This is a genomic window from Pauljensenia sp. UMB10120 (assembly GCF_030212035.1).
Taxonomy (GTDB): domain Bacteria; phylum Actinomycetota; class Actinomycetes; order Actinomycetales; family Actinomycetaceae; genus Pauljensenia; species Pauljensenia radingae_A.
In genome coordinates, this window is the sequence record NZ_JASODH010000011.1 from 32,709 (window position 1) to 52,677 (window position 19,969).

General features: G+C 59.8%; 14 protein-coding genes, 1 tRNA gene and 1 pseudogene. 5 read left to right on the forward strand and 11 right to left on the reverse strand.

The window, feature by feature from the left end:
* Positions 1 to 31: 31 nt before the first annotated feature.
* Together QP093_RS09510 and QP093_RS09515 are read right to left on the reverse strand one after the other, a co-directional pair.
* Complete coding sequence (locus tag QP093_RS09510; protein ID WP_092648739.1) at positions 32 to 991, reverse strand: Bax inhibitor-1/YccA family protein; 960 nt, start codon at positions 989 to 991, stop codon at positions 32 to 34.
* A 309-nt stretch (positions 992 to 1,300) separates the two neighbouring features.
* Positions 1,301 to 1,374: transfer RNA gene (locus QP093_RS09515), tRNA-Leu, on the reverse strand.
* A gap of 196 nt (positions 1,375 to 1,570) precedes the next feature.
* On the opposite strand from QP093_RS09515, the gene nhaA reads away from it, so the two are divergent.
* The gene (gene nhaA, locus QP093_RS09520; RefSeq protein ID WP_285016274.1) at positions 1,571 to 2,992 is read left to right on the forward strand and encodes a Na+/H+ antiporter NhaA; all 1,422 of its coding nucleotides are present in this window, start codon (positions 1,571 to 1,573) and stop codon (positions 2,990 to 2,992) included.
* 105 nt (positions 2,993 to 3,097) lie between these two features.
* On the opposite strand, the gene QP093_RS09525 is transcribed toward nhaA, so the two are convergent.
* The 9 genes from QP093_RS09525 to galT all read right to left on the reverse strand — a co-directional run bounded on the left by QP093_RS09525 (position 3,098) and on the right by galT (position 15,085).
* Positions 3,098 to 4,096, reverse strand: coding sequence for a Ppx/GppA phosphatase family protein (locus QP093_RS09525; protein ID WP_285016286.1), 999 nt, complete (start codon positions 4,094 to 4,096; stop codon positions 3,098 to 3,100).
* 77 nt (positions 4,097 to 4,173) lie between these two features.
* Positions 4,174 to 4,713: a DUF501 domain-containing protein gene (locus QP093_RS09530; RefSeq protein WP_092648742.1), complete on the reverse strand. Its 540-nt coding sequence runs from the start codon at positions 4,711 to 4,713 to the stop codon at positions 4,174 to 4,176.
* Complete coding sequence (locus QP093_RS09535; RefSeq protein ID WP_285016276.1) at positions 4,710 to 5,615, reverse strand: FtsB family cell division protein; 906 nt, start codon at positions 5,613 to 5,615, stop codon at positions 4,710 to 4,712. Before QP093_RS09535 ends, QP093_RS09530 begins: the two co-directional genes overlap by 4 nt.
* 162 nt (positions 5,616 to 5,777) lie before the next feature.
* Positions 5,778 to 7,058 carry a phosphopyruvate hydratase gene (eno, locus tag QP093_RS09540; RefSeq protein WP_058237087.1) on the reverse strand — a complete coding sequence of 427 codons (1,281 nt, stop codon included), beginning with the start codon at positions 7,056 to 7,058 and terminating at the stop codon, positions 5,778 to 5,780.
* 200 nt (positions 7,059 to 7,258) lie between these two features.
* On the reverse strand, positions 7,259 to 7,855 hold the full coding sequence (locus QP093_RS09545) for a hypothetical protein (protein ID WP_070725737.1): 597 nt from the start codon (positions 7,853 to 7,855) through the stop codon (positions 7,259 to 7,261).
* A gap of 193 nt (positions 7,856 to 8,048) precedes the next feature.
* The gene (mfd, locus tag QP093_RS09550; RefSeq protein ID WP_285016278.1) at positions 8,049 to 11,726 is read right to left on the reverse strand and encodes a transcription-repair coupling factor; all 3,678 of its coding nucleotides are present in this window, start codon (positions 11,724 to 11,726) and stop codon (positions 8,049 to 8,051) included.
* 94 nt (positions 11,727 to 11,820) lie between these two features.
* A complete protein-coding gene (gene pth, locus QP093_RS09555; RefSeq protein WP_285016279.1) occupies positions 11,821 to 12,432 on the reverse strand; it encodes an aminoacyl-tRNA hydrolase in 612 nt (203 codons plus the stop codon).
* Between the two features lie 141 nt (positions 12,433 to 12,573).
* Complete coding sequence (gene galK / locus QP093_RS09560; RefSeq protein WP_502929424.1) at positions 12,574 to 13,875, reverse strand: galactokinase; 1,302 nt, start codon at positions 13,873 to 13,875, stop codon at positions 12,574 to 12,576.
* Position 13,876: 1 nt separating this feature from the next.
* The gene (gene galT, locus QP093_RS09565) at positions 13,877 to 15,085 is read right to left on the reverse strand and encodes a galactose-1-phosphate uridylyltransferase (protein ID WP_285016280.1); all 1,209 of its coding nucleotides are present in this window, start codon (positions 15,083 to 15,085) and stop codon (positions 13,877 to 13,879) included.
* A 304-nt stretch (positions 15,086 to 15,389) separates the two neighbouring features.
* On the opposite strand from galT, the gene QP093_RS09570 reads away from it, so the two are divergent.
* From QP093_RS09570 to QP093_RS09585, 4 genes and pseudogenes are all read left to right on the forward strand, one after another.
* Positions 15,390 to 15,932 carry a 2'-5' RNA ligase family protein gene (locus QP093_RS09570; protein ID WP_058237091.1) on the forward strand — a complete coding sequence of 181 codons (543 nt, stop codon included), beginning with the start codon at positions 15,390 to 15,392 and terminating at the stop codon, positions 15,930 to 15,932.
* 127 nt (positions 15,933 to 16,059) lie between these two features.
* Positions 16,060 to 17,784, forward strand: coding sequence for a YhjD/YihY/BrkB family envelope integrity protein (locus tag QP093_RS09575; protein ID WP_285016282.1), 1,725 nt, complete (start codon positions 16,060 to 16,062; stop codon positions 17,782 to 17,784).
* Positions 17,785 to 18,811: 1,027 nt separating this feature from the next.
* A complete protein-coding gene (locus tag QP093_RS09580) occupies positions 18,812 to 19,489 on the forward strand; it encodes a DUF6318 family protein (protein WP_285016283.1) in 678 nt (225 codons plus the stop codon).
* A pseudogene (locus tag QP093_RS09585) lies at positions 19,486 to 19,969 on the forward strand (hypothetical protein); the annotation flags it as partial. The gene QP093_RS09580 and the pseudogene QP093_RS09585, both read left to right, overlap by 4 nt.

Sequence of the window (19,969 nt, forward strand, 5' to 3'; positions counted from 1 at the left end):
CTTACTGTGACGTGTAATGATGAAAGCGAGTCTACTCGCGGAAGTATGACAGGAGGCGCAGAATCTCCAGATACATCCACACGAGAGTCACCATCAGCCCGAATGCGCATGTCCAGGCAAACTTTGAAGGAGCCCCCTGCTCGACGGCCACCTTGGCCACCTCGAAATCACCAATCAGGCAAATCGCGCCGATGAAGACGCAGAAGACACCGATGAAGACCCCCAGCGGGATTCCCATAACCGTGATGGAGCGCAGTGACGAGTCGAGCACGCCGGTGATGTTGAGCAGGAACGACACGATCGAGAAGGTGATGATGCCGAACAGAGAAATCATGGCAAACCTGGCCATCTTCGATGAGTAGCGAACTTTGCCAGACGCATACAGAGCCAGTGTGACGCCAAAAACGCTCAGAGTACCCACAACCGCCTGAAGGACGATCCCGGGATACACGATTTCCATGACTGATGACACGCCGCCCAGCGCGAGGCCTTCAGCAGCTGCGTACACCATCGTCAGTCCCGGCTTCGGTGAACGTGAGAACGAAATAATCAAAGCCAGCACGAATCCGACGGCCAGGCCGCCAAACATCAAACCAAGCCCCATCGACGGGTTGGCACGCGTGACAGCCCATGCTCCGGCAGCTGCGACAAGCAGAATCCCAAAAAGGATTCCGGTCTTGACGATGACATCGTCGATTGTCAGTCGGCCACGATCCACCGCATCAGCAGACGGCTGGTTGTAACGCTGCTCAAATTCCTCAAACTGGTCCGCCTGCTGAGGGTAACGAGGGTACCCCTGCTGCGTTGCAGTGCCGGCCGAAGCGCCAGCGCCAGCCTGATGGGCGTAAGGATCAGCGTACTGCTGCGACTGGTAATTGGTATATCCGCTGTTGCCGGGGGCATACCCTGGCATTCCTGGATAGCCAGCTGGAGTGGTCTGCGCCGAGCGCGTCTCGTCTTTCACCAGTTTCTTCAATACGGGGTTGGACATTGTGCCTCCTTCTGGCCAGCGCGCCCCGGGAACAGGCGTTGCCGGAAACAGACTGACCCACTACTACCTGTCTTAAGGTTTTCACGTTTGCGGCCCGACCGCTAGCCCATCGGGGTCTTTCTTATTGAGCCGACAGCGAGATCTGGCGATCCCTTTCGGCGCACCTCTCGCCCTTCACCAATCCAAGGCCAGCTCTCCACAGAAGAGTTTCCGAGTCAGAATTCGCATGGGACTCCCTCGTCAATGAACCTGCCGCGTCCGGCAAAGACCCGGCGAGCATCATTTCTGCCGCTTGCGTGCCCGACTCCGTACCCCCAGTCAGATTCGAACTGACAACACATCGATTTTAAGTCGATTGCCTCTGCCAATTGGGCCATGGGGGCATGCCAACCTCACAAGCCTGGCTCATGGCTCGTGACGGCAGCGTGCCTAGTTTACACGCACTTCCGGCCGTCATCCCACACGAGCCGCGCCCACGCCTCGACAACGCATTACCCACACATTGCCTGTGCCTTATGATCGAAGGTAGCCACATCTCCATCACAGCGGTTCCTCGTCGCGAAGGAAGGTTCGATACGAATGACTCTCGGCTCGTCTGAAGAAACTACCTCCACCGGTGGAGCCACACGCGAAAAGCGCGACATGCCTCGAATCCCGTATCGCAGTGATGGGATTGTGCATCGCTCACGTCATAACTTCCCTGGTGCGCGCCTCCAACAACGCCCACCGATCCTGGTATCAGCTCTGCCGCGCAAACGAGTTTATGCATCCTCGTCGAACGCGAGTGTGGGGCACCGTATTCGCAATGCATTCCAAGCCATTCCGCGATTCCTCGCTGACGAGACGCGAACCGGTTTGCTGCTCATTGTCGTTGCACTCATCGCTCTCTTCCTGGCAAATTCCCCCTGGGAACCGATCTACAGCGCTATTTCGCACTATGAATTTGGCCCTGAATCGCTCGGACTGCATCTGTCAGTGCACGAATGGGCGGCCGACGGGCTACTGACCATCTTCTTCTTCGTTGTCGGCCTGGAGTTGAAGTCAGATTTTGTGACCGGACCGCTGCGTGACATCCGGGAAGCGGCACTGCCCATGTTGGCGGCCGCTTTCGGCATGGTCGGACCTGCCACCATCTATGTGCTGATCCAAACCATCACTGGTTCCGATCACTTCCACGGGTGGGCCGTGCCAACTGCAACTGATATTGCCTTCGCGGTGGCACTCCTGGGGATCTTTGGACGAGGCCTCCCACCTGCCGCGAGAACCTTCCTGCTGACTTTGGCAGTTGTCGACGATCTGCTGGCCATCATCGTCATTGCAGTGTTTTACTCATCTGGCCTGAACTGGCTGGCGCTGGGCGGAGCACTGCTGACGATCGTGGTCTTTGGTTTCCTGGTGCAGCGCCAGATCACCAAGTGGTGGCTGCTCATACCTTTGGCTGTGGTGGCGTGGGCACTCATGCTGAACTCCGGCGTTCACGCGACGATCGCAGGTGTCTGCCTGGGCATGGTTGTGCCTGCCAAACGCATCAGGAACCGCCAGCTCACTCACGAGTTTGATGAGAAGCTCAGTCCGTGGTCAGCGGGCCTGGCTCTTCCCGTTTTCGCATTCTTCGCCGCTGGCGTACCCGTCATGGGTGGCGAGGGTGGCCTGAGCGCAGCGCTAACCGACCCAATCACTATTTCCGTCGCAGTCGCACTGCCGCTGGGCAAGCTGATCGGCATCTGGGGGTCGGTCGCTATTCTGACGCGCTACACCCGCCTGCGCTTGGGCAACGGAGTGGACCTGCCCGACATTGCCGCGATCGGCCTGCTGGCCGGCATCGGATTCACGGTCGCGATGCTGGTAGCCGGGCTTGCGTTCCCGGGCGAAACCGAAGTGTTCCATGCTCGCTTCGGCGTGATTCTCGGTACATTTGCTGCCGCGTTGTTGGGGGCTATTGCCCTGCACCAGCGTACAAGCGTGCGCGCCCGTGGAGCGCACGCGTCAAATCAGCGCTGAACGTCCGAGCACGGCGATCCGACGCTGAGCGATCGCGACACAGACCCAGACTTGGTCAGCACTGCGCGGTTTACGCCGCCGGCGCACTAAACACCTGCTGAGCGTCTACTCCTTCACCTGAGACAAGGCGATCCCGTCCAAAATGTCGTGCTCGGACGTCACCCAGCGATCGATTGTGCCGAGTGGTCGCGTACACGCGACCACTCGCGCACAAATGCGGGACCAGATCAGTGCGCCGCCGGCGATCACGTCTTCGCGTCCTTTCGGCATGAACCCCAGAGCAGCCTTGACCTTGACAGGCTGATCGATCATGAAGCGGATGGCGCGTTCCCCCTCGTCCATCGTGAACACGGCACCGTGGATGCGTTCAGGCATGTAGCGATCCAAGCCCAGCGCCTGCGCGGCAATAGTCGTCACCGTGCCGGCGACGCCCACCAATGTTCCCACTGCGCCAAAATCAATGACCGAGGCAGCACGATCCAGCTGCTCGTCGATCCACCGTGCGGCTTGAGCTTCAGCCTGCGGATCAATCCCCTGCTCAGAGTCACAGTGCGCGAAGAAACGTTCCGTCACTCGCACAGACCCCATGTTGAGCGAGATCGCCTGTTCGACGCCTGTTGAGCCGATGACCAGCTCAGTGGAGCCACCACCAATGTCCACCACCAGTGTCGGACGCCTCGCCTGAGAATCCAACGCGCTCATCGCTCCAGCAAAGGACAAAGCGGCCTCTTCCTCGCCGGGCACCACTTCAGGCTCCACGTTGAGCAGTTCACGCACCCCGTCGACAAAAACATCGCGGTTCTGCGCATCTCGGCTAGCCGAAGTCGCCACAAAACGCACGGAATCCACATTGTGACGCTTAATAAGCTCCGCGTATTCTTGCACCACTTCCAGCGTGCGTTCAATTGCGTCGGGGTCGAGACGCCCTGTCTTATCAACGTTGTAGCCCAGACGAACGATCCGCATCAGGCGCGTGATGTCCCGCATCCGCACAGATCCCGTATCGTCTCGCTCAACGTCTGCGATCAGGAGCCTGATTGAGTTGGTCCCGCAGTCGATGGCTGCCACACGCCGAGGGTGGCGCAGCTGTTCTGGTTCAGTCATAGTCACGGCGCTCATTGTGTCACGTTTGAAGGCGGTGTGGATGTCTCGCTGCAGGCCATCGTATTGTCGCGACTCGTCTAGCACATGCAGCGGTCAGACTGCCACAGATTGCGCTCGGCAAGGATTTCGAGTGCTTTGTCGCCCACCGGGTTGCCTCCGGGGCCTGCGACGAGGGAGTGCGCGACAAGCGCGTGCAGACATTTCACGCGAGTTGGCATGCCACCGGCAGATACGCCGTCGATCTCCGGCACTTCACCCAGCGTCCGACGAAAAGCGATATAGGAGTTGTGAGCATCGCGGTAGTGCCTGGCAGCGTCCTCGTCAATCCTGATCCACTCATTGAGGTCTTCCATCACATGCTCTGCTTCCAGCGTGGAGCATCCACGCACGATCGGTGGGCACGTAAGGTAGAAAGTCGTCGGGAAAGGCGTACCGTCATCCAGGCGCGGGCGAGTCACGACAACGGTGGGCCGTCCGCACACACATCTGGCGCCGATAGAATCCACTCCACGCGGCAAGCGTCCGAGCTGCTCGCGCACCACTTCCAGGTCCTTTTCGGTGGCCGGCGACAGCTCCGGCAACTGCCTTGCGTCAGTGTCGCTGCCGTGGATGTTCATTTCTCGTCTCCTGATTGACTGAAGTTCAGTGGAGTCTGGTCTTTGGCGTCGTGGGTTGCTTCTTCAGGGTTGTCCGCATCGATGACCGATTGGGCAAGAATCTGAATCCACGGCTTATCCGGGCCTCGTTTGTCGTTTTCCTGCGAGGAGGCATCCTCGTATCCTGGCCCTGGGTCCTTGACCGTGTACTGGGTTTCTCCCGGCTGGACATATCCGAGGCGTGAGCGGGCCTGCGATGCCACGTACGTCGGGTCCTTCCATAAGTCGAGCTGTTCGTGAAGCTCGGCGTTGCGTTCCCTGGCCTGTTCGACACGCACCTGCATATCTTTCAGGTCCTGGCTCTGCCTGAACCATTGGTACGCGGAGGGAATGAGTAGGACAGCAAGCAGCGCAGCCATGATGCTGATTGCGAGGAATCGGACCGAAATTGTCAGTCCGCCGAAAGAGATGCTGCGCGACGAAGCGTCACTGCGTGCTGTCTTTGCGCCCCGTCCGCCACTACGTTCCTTCGTCTTCGTCGCCGCGTCCGGTTGACGGTTCCGGCGAAAACGTGATGCGACAGATGCTGAGCGTGAAGAGTCCGAGCCTCCTGTTTTCAGGCGGGGTCCCGCCAAGCCGATGCGGCGCAGGCGATCCGAATGGAAGCGGCCCTTCGGCGAATCCTGACTCGCTTCGGCGCCCAACTCACGCGATGCATCTGCCCTGTCGTTTACTGCGCCGAGAGAGGGCCGAGTAGATATCTGGCTGTCGCTATGTGAATCCGTTTGATCTCCATGGGATCGCCGGATTGGGCGAGAGCGACGCTGCTGGCTGGCTGGCGTCGACGAGGGGCGTGACGCACCAGAAGTGCGTCGACGAGGCGCGTGAGGGCGCCTCGGATCATGATGCGACGAATCAGCCATGTTCTCATCGTGCCTTAAAACACTTCGAGCCGGGCGATCCGCTTGCGGCATGTCACAGTCGTTCTGGTCATATTCCCGTGAAACAGCTGTGCGCCGAGTGGTCGCATGCAAGCGACCACTCGGCGCACATTAAAAAAATAAGCCGTCAGGGCTTCAGTGTTCTCAGGCCTTGAAGCGTGGGAACGACGATGCACCTGCGTACACGGCTGCTTCAGCAAGCTCTTCTTCAATGCGCAGCAGCTGGTTGTACTTGGCGACACGCTCTGAACGTGCCGGAGCACCGGTCTTGATCTGACCGGAGTTGGTGGCAACAGCAAGATCCGCGATCGTCGTATCCTCGGTCTCGCCGGAGCGGTGCGAGGTCATCGTGCGGTATCCGTTGCGGTGTGCTTCCTCAACGGCATCCAGCGTCTCGGTCAGGGAGCCGATCTGGTTGACCTTGACCAGCAGTGCGTTAGCCACGTTCATCTCGATGCCCTTGCGCAGGCGATCGGGGTTGGTGACGAATAGGTCGTCGCCCACCAGCTGAACACGGTCACCGATCTGAGCGGTCAGTGACTTCCATGCGTCCCATTCGTCTTCTGACAACGGGTCTTCGATGGAGACCAGCGGGTAGTCAGAGATGAGCTTCTCGTAGTAGGACACCATGTAGTCAGTGGAGCGGCCTTCACCCTCGAACTGGTACATGCCATCAGCGAAGAACTCGGTGGAGGCAACATCCAGTGCCAGTGCCACGTCTGCGCCCGGCTTGTAACCGGCCTTTTCGATGGCTTCCACGATCAGGTCGAGTGCTGCCGAGTTGGACTCAAGGTTGGGGGCGAAGCCGCCCTCGTCCCCCAGGCCGGTGGACAGGCCACGACTCTTGATGACGCCCTTGAGGGTGTGGTAGACCTCTGCACCCCAGCGCAGTGCTTCACGGAAGGTCGGAGCGCCGATTGGGGCAATCATGAATTCCTGAATATCCACGTTGGTGTCTGCGTGAGAGCCGCCGTTGAGGATGTTCATCATCGGGACAGGCAGAACGTGTGCGTTCGGGCCGCCCAGGTAACGGTACAGGGGCAGTCCGGCAGACTCTGCGGCAGCCTTGGCCACTGCGAGCGACACACCCAGGATGGCGTTTGCGCCCAGCTTGCCCTTGTTGTCGGTTCCGTCGAGGTCCAGCATGGCCTCGTCGATGACGCGCTGGTCGGTTGCGTCCTCATCGATCAGCTCAGCGCCGATCACCTCGGTCACTGCATCGACAGCGTCCTGTACGCCCTTGCCCATGTAACGATCCTTGTCGCCATCGCGACGTTCGACCGCCTCGAAGGCACCGGTTGATGCACCGGAGGGAACGGATGCGCGGGAAACGGTGCCGTCCTCCAACAGAACCTCGACCTCTACGGTCGGGTTGCCTCGAGAGTCGAGGATTTCGCGTGCCCCGATTGTCTCAATCCTTGCCACGTCATTCTCCTTCGTGATTGTGTGCGTGGAGCTGTCGCGTCTCACAGTAGTACGCAACGGTTGTAAAACACACCCCTGATGCTCGAAAAACGTGCTCGTGACCTTCACGTGTACGTGTTGACCTGCACTTGAGCGACATTGGTCCCTCATTCGGCGTGAGCCGCGCAGCGTGCATCGAGGTATGTCTCACGTTTTAAATTTTAGTGGGTATGGCCGCTTTGGCTGTCTGTGTCAGTCGATGCATCCCCGTCGCTCTTCGGCGCCTTGACATCTGCGGGTGTCACGATGTCGGCAAGCGTGCTGGCCTGCTTTGTGTTCGCCTGGGCAGTGTAGTACCGCGGGTTAATGTCGATTTTTTCCTTCGTGTAGTACTGTTCCAGTTCCTGCTGGATCGTCTGGAGATCATTGCCGTCGACCTGCAGCTGCTGCAGGACCATCTCTCCTCTGAAGACGTCGAGGACGCTGGCGGGTACATTTTCCGGGGCTTCAAGACCACGAGATGCAGCTACTTGCTTCATGAGGTCAAGAACCTGGTCGTCAGTAAACGTCACGTCTTTGTCGTGTCCCATGCGATTCTGGAAATAGCTGGAGGTCAGGAGCCTGAGCGCATCCACGCGACTGACTCGCTGTGCCAGGACATCGGGAAGCGCAGTGGCAACTTCCGTGACGGTTTCTTCGCTGATGTTGTGGTCTCCGATTCGCGCCGCCGCACCTGGGTGAGCTGAACATCCCGTAATGACGAGTGCCAGCCCGGCAAGAGTTGCAACGAAGCCAGCTATTCCCCGTTTCTGTGCCACCGAGATCCTCCTTAGGTCTTGTGCGTGTCTATTCTACGTCACGTTGACCGATGTGCCGCACCAAGGGGTGAGAAGTCCCGCTCCCCTCGCTCATGAACGAGGACGACTCACCCAGGTACTTGCGCCGAGTGGTCGCATGCACGCGACCACTCGGCGTTTCAAGGTGTCGGGCTTCTATGTTCGCGGGGAGTGATTACCGGTCTTTAACGCCGGGGGCGCCGCCTTCTGATGAGGCGGCGAAAGGCACGATGATCGTGTCAACGACATTCAGCGTCCACTCGATGAGGGCGCTGTCTGCCAAGGGCTGCCCACCGATGTGGGCGGTCATTGGGATGGGAACCAGGATCTGACGCACCGCAGTCTTAATGACTGCGCCAGGGTGCAGCCGCTTCAGGCGCATCATCTGTGAATCAGCAAGTTCGACGGGTGCGAACTTGATGTACCGTCCCTGAGTGGCGACCTCTTCGACACCGACCTGGCGCAGGCGCTCACGCAGTCGCGCAATGTCGAACAGCAAATCCACCTGAGGAGGAATTGGGCCGTATCGGTCGGCCAGCTCATCGCGCACATCGCTTTCCTGTTCAGGCGTGCTCACGCCTGCAATCCTGGCGTATACCTCGAGCCGCAGGCGCTCGCTCGTCACATATTCGGCAGGAATATGCGCATCCACGGCCAGATCCACTCGCACGTCCACCTGTTCGGCGGGGCGCTCCCCTTTAAATGTTGCCACTGCGCCAGCCACCATACGCACGTACAGATCGAACCCCACGCCCTCGATATGACCTGATTGCGCGCCACCCAGCAGGTTGCCGGCACCGCGGATTTCGAGGTCTTTTTGCGCAACGTGCAGCCCGGCGCCCAGATCCGTGAACTGGGCGATTGTCCGCAACCGTTCATGGGCCGTTTCGGTAAGAGTGCGGTCAGCTGGGTAAAAGAAGTAAGCGTAAGCGCGTTCGCGCCCTCGTCCCACTCGGCCACGCAGCTGGTGCAACTGTGAGAGTCCGAACGCGTCCGCCCTGTCCACAATCAGTGTGTTCGCATTGGAAATATCCAGGCCGGTTTCCACGATTGTCGTGCACACCAGCACGTCGAAGTCGTGGTTCCAGAAATCAACGATGACGCGTTCAAGTTCGTGTTCGGACAGTTTGCCGTGAGCGACACGGATGCGCGCTTCGGGTACCAGTTCGCTGAGGTGAGCAGCCACCGTGTTGATGGATTCGACACGGTTATGGACGTAGAACACCTGCCCGTCACGCAACAGCTCGCGCCGGACTGCAGCGATAACCTGCGCATCCGTGTATGCGCCCACAAATGTCAGAACCGGCTGACGCTCTTCTGGCGGTGTCTGCAGGATCGACATTTCACGGATACCGGAAATCGCCATTTCCAGTGTTCGAGGGATAGGTGTTGCTGACATGGACAGCACGTCCACATCAGTGCGCAGCGCTTTGAGTGTCTCCTTATGCTCGACACCGAAACGCTGCTCCTCGTCAATGACGACTAGACCTAGGTCCTTGAAGCGGACCGTGCCCGTCAGCAGGGCGTGTGTGCCGATCACCAGGTCAATACCACCGGACGCAAGTGCCTCCTTGACCTCTTCAGCTTCTTTCGGCGTGGAAAAACGTGACAGTGTCCCAATTGTGACGGGGAAACCGGCATAGCGAGCGCTGAAGGTGTCATAGTGCTGCTGGACCAGCAAGGTGGTGGGAACCAGCACAGCAACCTGCTTGCCGTCCTGGATGGCTTTGAACGCCGCGCGCACAGCGATCTCGGTTTTGCCGTATCCCACGTCTCCTGTCAGGAGCCGGTCCATCGGCATGGACTTTTCCATATCAGCTTTGACTTCATCGATTGTCACGAGCTGATCAGGGGTTTCCACATATGGGAACGCATCTTCAAGTTCGCGCTGCCAGGGGGTGTCAGCGCTGAACGCGTGCCCTTTTGTTGCCTGGCGCGCGGCGTACAGGCGGATCAGCTCAGCGGCGATTTCCTTGACGGCTTTACGAGCTTTGGCTTTGGTCTTCGCCCAGTCAGCCCCACCCATCCGGGTCAGTGTCGGCTGATCCGATCCCGTGTATTTGGAGACCTGATCCAGCGAGTTCGTCGGCACGAACAGACGGTCCCCAGGTTGTCCCCTGCGCGAGGGAGCGTACTCAATGACAAGGTAGTCGCGCGTGACGGCGGACGCTCCCCTGCCGACAGTGCGTGAGACCAGTTCGAGGAAGCGTCCGATCCCGTGCTGTTCGTGAACAACCAGGTCGCCGGCGTGCAGTGTCAGCGGATCGACGCCCTTCCTGCGCCGCGACGGCATCTTCCTCATATCGCGAGTGGTCGCTCCCACGCGACCAGTCAGGTCCTGTTCAGTAAGGACTGCCAGGTGCTGATCGGCCATTACAAACCCGGCGCCGGCTTGCGCGGTCGTCACGTGCACGACACTTTCTTCAGGCGCGCGCGTCAACTCCTCTACCACTCGCGCCGGCACGTGCGCATCGTTCAGTATCGAGGCGATTCGTCGCCCGGGCCCAGGGCCTTGAGTGGTCACCACCATGTTCCACCCGGCGTGTGACAGCTCAGCCAAATCGGCGCACGCTCGATCAAAGTCACCGCGATATGGACGTACTTCTCGAGCACCGACTGTCATCAGTGTCGGTGAGACCACCACGGCGTGCGCCTCGTGGGCCTGCAAAGCACCCGGCTCGTCGTCCGTATCCACACCTCGGTCATCCTCGACAGCGATCAGCGCATCGGCCAGTTCTGCCGGCGCCAGTGAGGAGACCTCCCACCGCGCAAGTCCGGAAGCCTGCCACACTTCGTCCAGGTCACGGAACGAAGCGTCGCGCGCTTCCAGTGGAACAGTGCCGCCATCGGCCGCTGCGGTCCATGCTGCCTGGAGGAATTCCTCGGTGGTTGACACAAGGTCGGCTGCGCGGGCACGCACCCGCTCCGGCTCATCCATGATGAGCACGCTGCCCTCGGGAGCGATGTCAAGGACGGTGTCCATGCGCTCCACCAAAGCAGGGGCCAGAGACTCCAGGCCGGCGCTGTAGATCCCTTCACTGGCCAGTTCCAGAATCTGCGCCGCGCCCGGCAGGGTGTCAGCAGCATGGCGTGCCTTTTCACGGACCTCGTCGGTTAGCAAGAGTTCTCGACACGCCACCGCCCACAGGCCGTCGGTAGCTGCGCCGAGGGTGCGCTGGTCAGCCATGGAGAACCAGCGAATCTCGTCAACCTCATCGCCCCACAGTTCGACGCGTAAAGGGTGTGCTTCCTGAGGTGGGAAAACGTCGAGGATGCCGCCTCGGACGCTAACCTGTCCGCGTGCCTCCACCATGTCCACTCGCTCGTATCCCAGTTGTGTCAGACGGTCAACCATGCTGGGCAGATCCACCATGTCCCCTACTTTGACGCGCACCGGCTCCAGGTCGGCCAGCCCGTGGATGACAGGCTGGAGGAATGCGCGGACCGGCATGACGACAATGGACAGTGGCGCGGTCGCCGGGTCGGTTGGATCCGGGTGTGTCAGCCGGCGCAAGATGGCGATACGTTGAGCCATCGTGTCCACCTGGGGTGACAGTCGCTCATGCGGCAGGGTTTCCCACGAGGGGAACATGCCCACATTCGGCACCCATGCAGACAATGCGTCAGTCAGCCTTTCGGCTTCTCGCCCCGATGCCGTGATGATGATCAGAGGTCCAACGGTGGACGGGTCCGCCTCGTCAATGAGCCTTTCGCGCGATGCAAGGGCGTACATGCCGGGTCGAATGCCTTGCGGGGCGACGATGGTGCCGCTCAGGGACCGTGACAGTGAAGTGGCGAATTGTTGAACTGCCTGGTCGGCTCCGATCAGGTCCATCAAGCCGTTCAATTTCATGACATCTTCCTCATGTTTCACTGGGATGGGTACATGTGGCGAGGGCGCTCAGTGGGCGGGCGGAATCACTGCGATGGCGCAAACACAAAGGATTTTACTGCGGCGAGCTATGCGAATGCAGGCGCTGTTGGGCCTCCGGGAAACCGTTCAGTGCCACGTCTTTAATCACGTCAGCGGCCTTTTCCACTGTCACGTCCCACTCAGTGCGGTCGCGCGCTGAAAGCTGTGCCAAAACGTAGTCTGCAGGGTCCTGCCTGCCCGGAGGCCTGCCGATTCCGACACGCAACCGGTGGTAAGCCCGCGTCCCCAGACACTGACTGAGCGATTTCAGGCCATTGTGGCCGCCTTCTCCCCCGTCAAATTTCAGACGCAGGTCGTGTTCGGGCAGGTCGAGGTCATCGTGAATGACGAGGATACGGTCGGGCGCTATGTGTGCGAAGCGAGCCAACGCACTGATCGAGCGACCCGACGTATTCATGTATGAATCGGATGTGGCCACGAGAACTTGCGGTCCTGGCGCGCCCCCTGGTCTGATGCCCAGACGGATACTCGCCATGTGCGTCCCGCTCTTGTGTGCGGTCAAGGTCGCACTGCATCGTCCCGCCAGAGCATCGATCACCATGTGACCGACATTGTGACGGGTGCGCGAATACTGGGCGCCGGGATTTCCCAGCCCCACAATCAGCCATGGGGTTTCATCACTCATAGATCTGATTGTGCCATTGTGGGAGTTTTCAGCTGCCACGGCTGGTCGAATGTCACATCTGTCGACGATTCGCCACCACAAGGGCCGCCGCGGTATTTCAGCCACTGATCGAAGTATTGACGACCCCTGTGACGCGCCACGTTACTCAGCGACTTTTCCTGCAGGTTCTTCAGGCGTAGCGATCAGGAACTGCGGCGCTTCGAAGCCGTGCTCAGCAAAGGCATCAGCGACAGCCCGGGCCACGTCTCGCGCAGCAGACTCATCGACGAGGGCGATCGCCGAGCCGCCGAAACCGCCACCTGTCATGCGTGCGCCATGTGCTCCACTGGCTCGCGCCGCATCGACGGCCACATCCAGTTCCGGACAGGTCACTTTATAGTCATCACGCAGCGAGTCATGGGACGCGTCCAAGAGCGCGGCGCAGCGATCCAGCCGCTCACCGACGAGCGAGCCGGAAGCCAGCTCGTCAATGAACGTGCGTGTGCGATCAATCTCCGTCAGAACGTGACGCACGCGAGCGCGCATCACCTCGTCAGGCAGCTGATCCAATGCCGCTTGTTCATCGTCGATGTCGGCCAGCAGATCGACACCGAGGATGCCTGCGGCCTCTTCGCAGGCCTGTCGGCGCTGGGCGTATTCGCCGGTTACATGCGAATGCTCGGCGCGCGTGTCGATCACCAGGAGTGCCAGGTGGTCGTGAGCCAGGTCAAATGGGATCGACCGCACGGACATATCGCGGCAGTCAAGCTCCAGTGCGTGTCCCTTCGTGCAGCGCATCGATGCAGACTGATCCAGCCCACCTGTATTGGCACCCGCAATGTCGTTTTCAGCGCGCCGTGCGGCATCCACCAGGAGTGCGCGGCCCGCATCATCATCGTCACCACCGAGCAGGTTGAGGTCTTCCATGTCGTTGATCGCCACGGCCATCGCGCATTCCAAAGCGGCAGAAGACGACAGTCCTGCACCCAGAGGCACACAGGAATGCAGCGCCGCATCGAAGCCGCGCAGCGGCCCAAAGCCGGCCTGCTCCAGGGCCCATGCCACGCCCACAAGGTACGCAGCCCAGCCGGATACTTCGCCGTCAGTCCCGCGCCGGTCAACGGTGTCGAGGTCGAACTCGTCGATATGGTCGCGCGTCTGCGGAGACACGAGGCGTACGTGGCGGTCAGATCGCGGTGTGGCAGCGATAAATGCACGGTGTGGCAGCGCGATCGGCAGACAGATGCCACCGTTGTAATCCACGTGCTCACCGATGATGTTGACACGGCCAGGTGCGTGCCACACGCCATCCGCATCTGCGTTGAATGTTTCGCGGAACAGGGTGCGCGCGGCGAGGGCCCCCTCGTCAAATGTCAAGGGGTCGTTGAACGTGAGGTCCTCTGTCTTGGCTGAGCCGCCCTCGTGCATGGAGTCAGCCTGCTCGGGTGTGTGTGGGGTGGTCATATCACCACACCTCCTTGAAACGGTCAGCGATCTTTTCGGGAGACGTGTCGGAAATCCACGCACCCATACCTGATTCCGAACCAGCCAGGTACTTCAGTTTGCCCGGCGCGCGCAGGAATGAGAAGAACTCTAGGTGCAGGCGCAGTTCGTCGCCTTCAGGTCCGATTGGCGCCTGATGCCAGGCCGCGATGTACGGCAGCTCGATGGCCGAACCGTCCGGGTTGACGAAGAAGCGATTACCTGCCTGTAGCAAATGCAGGTAGAGGTCAGCCAGTTCTTCACGTTCTTCCTCGGTCAGATGCGCAATGTCGCGTACGTGGCGACGTGGGACGAGGTGAGCTTCGACGGGCCAGCGCGCGGCTCCGGAGGTGAACAGCACCCAGTGTTCGCTTTGATCGAGGATACGGCGTGCACTGCGCAGCTCGGTGTCCACGATATCGTCGAACAGGTTGCGACCAGTCGCTTCGCGGTGGGCCTGAGCCTGAGTCAGCATTTGGCGGGTGCGGGGCGTCAGATAGGGGTAGGCGTAGATCTGGCCGTGTGGGTGCGAGAGTGTGACGCCAATTTCCTTGCCGTGGTTTTCAAAGCAGAAAACCTGTTTGATGCCGGGCATTGCTGACAGTTCGCGGGTACGGTCCGCCCACGCTTCGATCACGGTGCGCATGCGCTCATGGGAGACGGTGGCGAGCGAATCTTCGAGGTTGGGGGTGAAGCAAATGACTTCGCATCGTCCCGCGGCTGGCGCCCTGCGGTACAGGTCATCACCGTCGAGACCGTTCACGGGGATCACACCGTCAGCTGCTGCGATTTCCTGCGCCTGTTCTGGGGTTGCCATGAGGGAGGGGAAGCGGTTTTCGAAGACGACGACGTCGTAGTCTGTGTCGGGTATCTCCCCGTCGGAGTATTCGGCGCCCGGTCGTGCCGGCGCCAGCGGGTTCGCGTCTGCTGGCGGAAGGAATGTACGGTTCATGCGGTGGGTCGCCATCGGGATCCAGTCCCCGGTCAGCGGGTCTTTGCGCATCTGAGGTCCGGTCACGGGATGAACGGTCCCGTCCTCCCCTTCAATCGGTGCGAAACGATCCGGCAAGGGCCGCGGGTCATCGAGGCGACGAGTGCGCTGTCCTGATACATATTCGGGGGAATCGTCGAAATAAAAGAGGTCTCGCCCATCGGCAAGTTTGGTGGCAGTTTTGCGCACCTGAGCACTCATCGCTGTGTGTCCTTCCACGTTGTCAACGAAGTTCTTGAGAGACGTTCATTTCTCGGTGCCCCGTCCGTGTCCCCACAGGCAGGCCACGTCATAAGTTTACGTTGCCATAGAGGTTTGTCACCACCACGGGGACGGCTCGTGACCTAGGTCATGGCATCTACCTGCGTTGCGACCTTCACCTCACAGCCGCACCACCTTCACCTCACAGCCGCGCCATCCCATGTACTCTTAAAAGGTCAGTCGCGCAGCGGCACCCCGGCCGCTTCGCCACGCAGCTACCTCATTGCAGAAATGGCGGTGATCCATGTTCCTGCCTCCGCGCCTTGACGGCCAGGAATGGATGGGAGCAGTCATCGCCATTCCGGAGCCTTGGGTCAGCGAACTGACAGAGTTGCGTCTCGGGCTGGGTGACGTCAACGGCTCTCGTGTCCCCGCCCACATCACCGTCATGCCGCCGATTGCCGTGCCGGTGGAAGATCGCACCCGAATCATTCGCCACCTCCGCTCCGTCGCGCAACGCCGCCAGCCATTCCGCATCACCATTAAAGGTACTGACACGTTCCGCCCTCTGTCCCAGGTGGCGTTCCTGACTGTGACGCAAGGCGTGGATGAGTGCCGCAGCCTTGCAGACGATGTGCGCACCGGCCCACTTGACTACACCCTTCGGTTCCCCTACCACCCTCACGTCACACTGGCTCAGGATGTTGATGACCCAGCCATTGACCTGGCTCTCGACGTCGCCGCAGATTTCGAGGCCTCTTGGATGGTTCCAGGATTTCGCCTGGACCGCGTGGACCCCACTGGCATGTATTCCTCGCTCGCCCTTTTCGATTTCGAAACGAAGTAGGAACGCGGGTGCGGCAGCTTCCCTCGTCAATTTTCGTGATCGACGAGGGGAGACGGCCGTCCCCTGTTGAGCAAATTCTGCCTATGCATAGCGAGCGCGCGCCGCGTCAACACCGTAGATTATGAATATGACGGCAAGCACGAACGATACTCAACACGATTTGTCGGCTACCAACGTGGGATCCACCGTTGCGCCGCCGAGCCCGCGCTCAGTACCCGGAACGTTCACGGGCACCGTGCGCGAATCGGATCTGACCTATCGTGATGAGCCATCTCCGAATGCTCCCGGTTATCATTCAGCCGAACTGGCCGGCACATATTCCGACGAAACCAAGCGCGCCTCGCATCTGCGCGGCCCGGGATTGCGCGAGACCCTCGCTACTCCGGGTCTGGTCGACAAGATCAAGGCACTGATTCAGTGGTGGAACCGGACGCGCCTGGCGCGAGCATTGGCGCGATACAGTAAGCGTTCCGGTGGCTTGATGTCAGGCGGTGTGGCGCTGACAACGCTCCTGTCGCTGTCCGCAGCACTGGTCGTTGGCTGGACCATCTTCATGGCGGTGCTGGGCAATAACGCGGAGCTCAAAGAGGCTGTCATCAACGGTGTCAACAATGCGATGCCGGGCGTCATCGATGACGGCACGAACGGCGGGCTGGTCAATCCCGACAGTCTGCAGGTCTCCACCGCAATGTCAATCACGTCGATCGTTGCCTTCGTCGGCTTGGTGTGGTCCGCTCTGTCGGTTGTGGGGTCGCTGGGCATGGCGATTCGTTCGATGTTTGGGCTGGTGAGTGCCCCGGTTCCCATCTACAAGTCAATGCCGCGTAACCTGGTCGGCGCTCTCTGCCTGGGCGTAGGGGTGCTGGTGAGCGCCGTGTCCTCCGTAGCCCTGCGAGTGTTTGGCGATTGGATTTTCTCGACTCTGGGAATCGACGCCGGTTTCGGTAAAATTGCATTGAACATTGCGAGCCTGCTGGTCGGTTTTGCGGTTGATTTCGGCGTGTTCATTGTTCTGATTCGAATCGTGGCGCTCGTTCATCCACCTCGACGCGACCTCATGTGGGGTGCCGCATTGGCTGCCCTCGCCGCCGGGGTGCTGCGCTTCCTGGGAACGTCCGCTGTTGGCGCCGTGTCGGGCGCAGTGTTGACCACTGCGACGACGCTGGTCACGCTCATTTTGTGGATTAACCTGCAGATGCGTGTCATTTTGCAGATCAGTGCGTGGGTTGCGAATCCACCTGCCATCCCGCCGACCGATAAGTCGTCTCTGATTCACTTCAGTGAGACGCCGAACTATGTCACGCTGCGTGTCCCTCGTACTCTGGAGTGGCCACACCACGCTGTGACCGGAGAGGTCGAACCGACCCCCGATCCCCCCAAGCTTTCCGATGCTCCGCTGGCCATTGACGCCTCATACCACCCCTCATTCAGCGAGGGCGAATTGGCGGCTCTAGCCAGCATGTCGCCGGAAGAAATTTCTGAACACCGTAAGGAGAAGCAGGCTCGTATGAACTTCCATCAGGCAATGAAACGTGGAGAGAATCTGGCTGACGAACGTGAAGCTCGCGGTGAAAAAACTCCGTGGAACGTCGAGGACGCCAAGCGCGAAAAAGAGGAGAAGCGTCGTCAGGCCGATGCGCGCGAACAGGTTGACGCACTGAAAGAGGATGCGGATAAGCGTCACGAAGATGAGAATCGGCGTGATGCTTTGGCTCTGGGCGAACGGCTGCTCCAGGAGCGCGAGGCTGCCGGCACTGCTCCTGACAATGCTGAGAGCACGTCAAGCAAGGATTCCGCTCAGAACACCGACATGTCAGGTACGTCCGAGGTCATCGACCGCGCCGACAAGTAGCAGTAGTTTCAAGCCCCCCTTGCGTGAGGGATTCTGGTGGGCGGGGGCTCTCGTGGGCGAGGGAAGTCCTCTGCTCCCCTTATACTTATAACTTGCCCCCTTTATACTTTGCCCCTTTTCGGACCTTCGCCCTCTCGTGCGTCTCCCGTCCTATACCCTCAGCCCCTTCGCGTCTCCTCCTTCAGGCCTCTATCCCCTGCGTCTCTGCCCCCACTTCGATCCTTCGCCCCTTTGCGACTCTCCTCCTTTTCAGGCCTCCGCCCCTTTTGTGCCTTTAGTCGCCGCGCATGGGCCCCGCACTTGACGCAGTGCAGGCAGGGTGCTGACACCTCTTTCAGCCTCGCGATGCGTGTGCGTAAGCAGTCTTGGCGCCTCCACGGGCGGGGGCTTGCCTTGCTTCCCCCTGTCGCCGTGCGCCGGAGGCAGGAACGCCTCTCTATTTGAGCTAAGAGCGACCTGAGAGATGCCCTCTTTTCTCTGTTCCCGAGGTTCGATTTGGCGTGGTGGTGGGTTCGTTGTGTGGCTGTGGGTGTTGTTTGCGGTCGGTTGGACAAGGCTTGTGACCTGCAGGAATGTGGGGCCGGTGTGGTCAGCGTGGGGCGTTTGGGATTGGGGTGCGTGTCGAGTTCGAACCTAGGGGACGCGCGTGGTGGTCTTTTTGGATTATCGAGGGGAGGCGAGGCCCGCGGCTTGCGGGGGTGAGTGAACCTTGTGTCTCATTGCGGGGCCTGAGGGCTCTTCCGCGCGGGGCGCAAGCGTGGGTGGTTCTTTCCCACATTTTGAGAATTCTTCTTCCCGCTCCCTCCCTTTCTCCCTTTCCCCGCCTGTCGATCTGAAGGGCAGGTCACCGGCAATCGCACCCACGGACGAGGCGTTTGCACTGGTCAGGAGTTACCTATCGGGAGGTAGAGCCGTGATGAATCCAGTGAGAGGCTTCCAGATCGACAGGTGGGTGCAGGAGGAATTTGGTCCACAATTATGAATTGGGGCTGTACGGGCAGCAGTACTGTTCCGTAGTGTGGTGCACATGACACGACGATCACGACGCGCCGCGCGCACTAGGCTGCTGGTTCCAGTATTGGCCGGAATGATCATGCTGGCTGCATGTAGCCAGGCACAAGACGGGCAAAGCAACAACATTGAAGTCTCTGCCAATCAAAGTGGGTCAGGCGATGCAGCTCAAAGCATGCCGATGTCGGGCGAGTACCCGGTCTTGCCCAACGGGAAGCTGGGCAGGCCCGTGGACTGGGTGGAGCCACACGAACCACAACTGCCTAGCGCCGCGACCAAAATGGACGCGTTCGGGGCGCGATACTTCGCCGAGTACTACCTCAACCTCCTCGCCTATTCCATCAACACCGGCAACACCACCACCCTCAAAAAAGTCAGCAGCCCAGACTGTAAAGTCTGCCAATCTTTCATTAGCAGAATTGATAGGCAGTACGCAGCTGATGGCTGGAATGAGGGGTTGGAGTACCAAATAAAATACCTCAACGACGCAATTCCCCACCCCACAGAACCTAACCTGTTCTATGTTGAGGCATGGATCTATGCACCGTCCTACATCGCACTCACAGAAAAGGGACTCTTAGGGCAAGCCAAGGAGGCCAGCGAACGCCTCGAAATTGAAGTGCGTTCTACTCCGAACGAGTTCGTCCTAAACCGTTTATACGCAGAAAATGACCTTTCGGAGAAGCAATCATGAGATCCCTTAGTCTTTTCTGTTTTATTGCAGCCGTCCTCGCGCCGCCGTTCTTGTCACCCACCGGAGAGCCTCCGCAACTAGACCAAAATGAGGCTTATAACCTTGAGGCCACTACATTGTCGGAAGGCGAAATATTGATTCAAGCTGAGTATTCAGAGAGTCTTACTAAAATCTCGCCTCCTCCGACGCTTCAGCAAGGAAGCATCGTAGTTCAATCGGTTTCACCGCAAACCTTTCAAGATCCGGTTGGTGGGTTTCGTGTACCGGGCTGGCAGGTGCGCTGCAAGATCGGCACCGGCACAGCCGGCGCCACACCAGCAGACAAATGCACCCCACCACCAACAGAAAAACCTGAAGGAAAAGAACCAGACCAGCCCGCCACTCCGTCAACCGACACCATCGTACGCACAGCCCTAAACACCATCACCCTACGCGGCGCAGGCCTGACCATCCAACCACACCAACACGCCTTCACCGAAG

Coding starts and splice junctions, on each gene's coding strand:
- QP093_RS09510 (WP_092648739.1), bottom strand. CDS start 991: ATGTCCAACCCCGTATTGAAGAAACTGGTGAAAGACGAGACGCGCTCG.
- nhaA (WP_285016274.1), top strand. CDS start 1,571: ATGACTCTCGGCTCGTCTGAAGAAACTACCTCCACCGGTGGAGCCACA.
- QP093_RS09525 (WP_285016286.1), bottom strand. CDS start 4,096: ATGACTGAACCAGAACAGCTGCGCCACCCTCGGCGTGTGGCAGCCATC.
- QP093_RS09530 (WP_092648742.1), bottom strand. CDS start 4,713: ATGAACATCCACGGCAGCGACACTGACGCAAGGCAGTTGCCGGAGCTG.
- QP093_RS09535 (WP_285016276.1), bottom strand. CDS start 5,615: ATGGCTGATTCGTCGCATCATGATCCGAGGCGCCCTCACGCGCCTCGT.
- mfd (WP_285016278.1), bottom strand. CDS start 11,726: ATGAAATTGAACGGCTTGATGGACCTGATCGGAGCCGACCAGGCAGTT.
- pth (WP_285016279.1), bottom strand. CDS start 12,432: ATGAGTGATGAAACCCCATGGCTGATTGTGGGGCTGGGAAATCCCGGC.
- galK (WP_502929424.1), bottom strand. CDS start 13,875: ATGACCACCCCACACACACCCGAGCAGGCTGACTCCATGCACGAGGGC.
- galT (WP_285016280.1), bottom strand. CDS start 15,085: ATGAGTGCTCAGGTGCGCAAAACTGCCACCAAACTTGCCGATGGGCGA.
- QP093_RS09570 (WP_058237091.1), top strand. CDS start 15,390: ATGTTCCTGCCTCCGCGCCTTGACGGCCAGGAATGGATGGGAGCAGTC.
- QP093_RS09575 (WP_285016282.1), top strand. CDS start 16,060: ATGACGGCAAGCACGAACGATACTCAACACGATTTGTCGGCTACCAAC.
- QP093_RS09580 (WP_285016283.1), top strand. CDS start 18,812: ATGACACGACGATCACGACGCGCCGCGCGCACTAGGCTGCTGGTTCCA.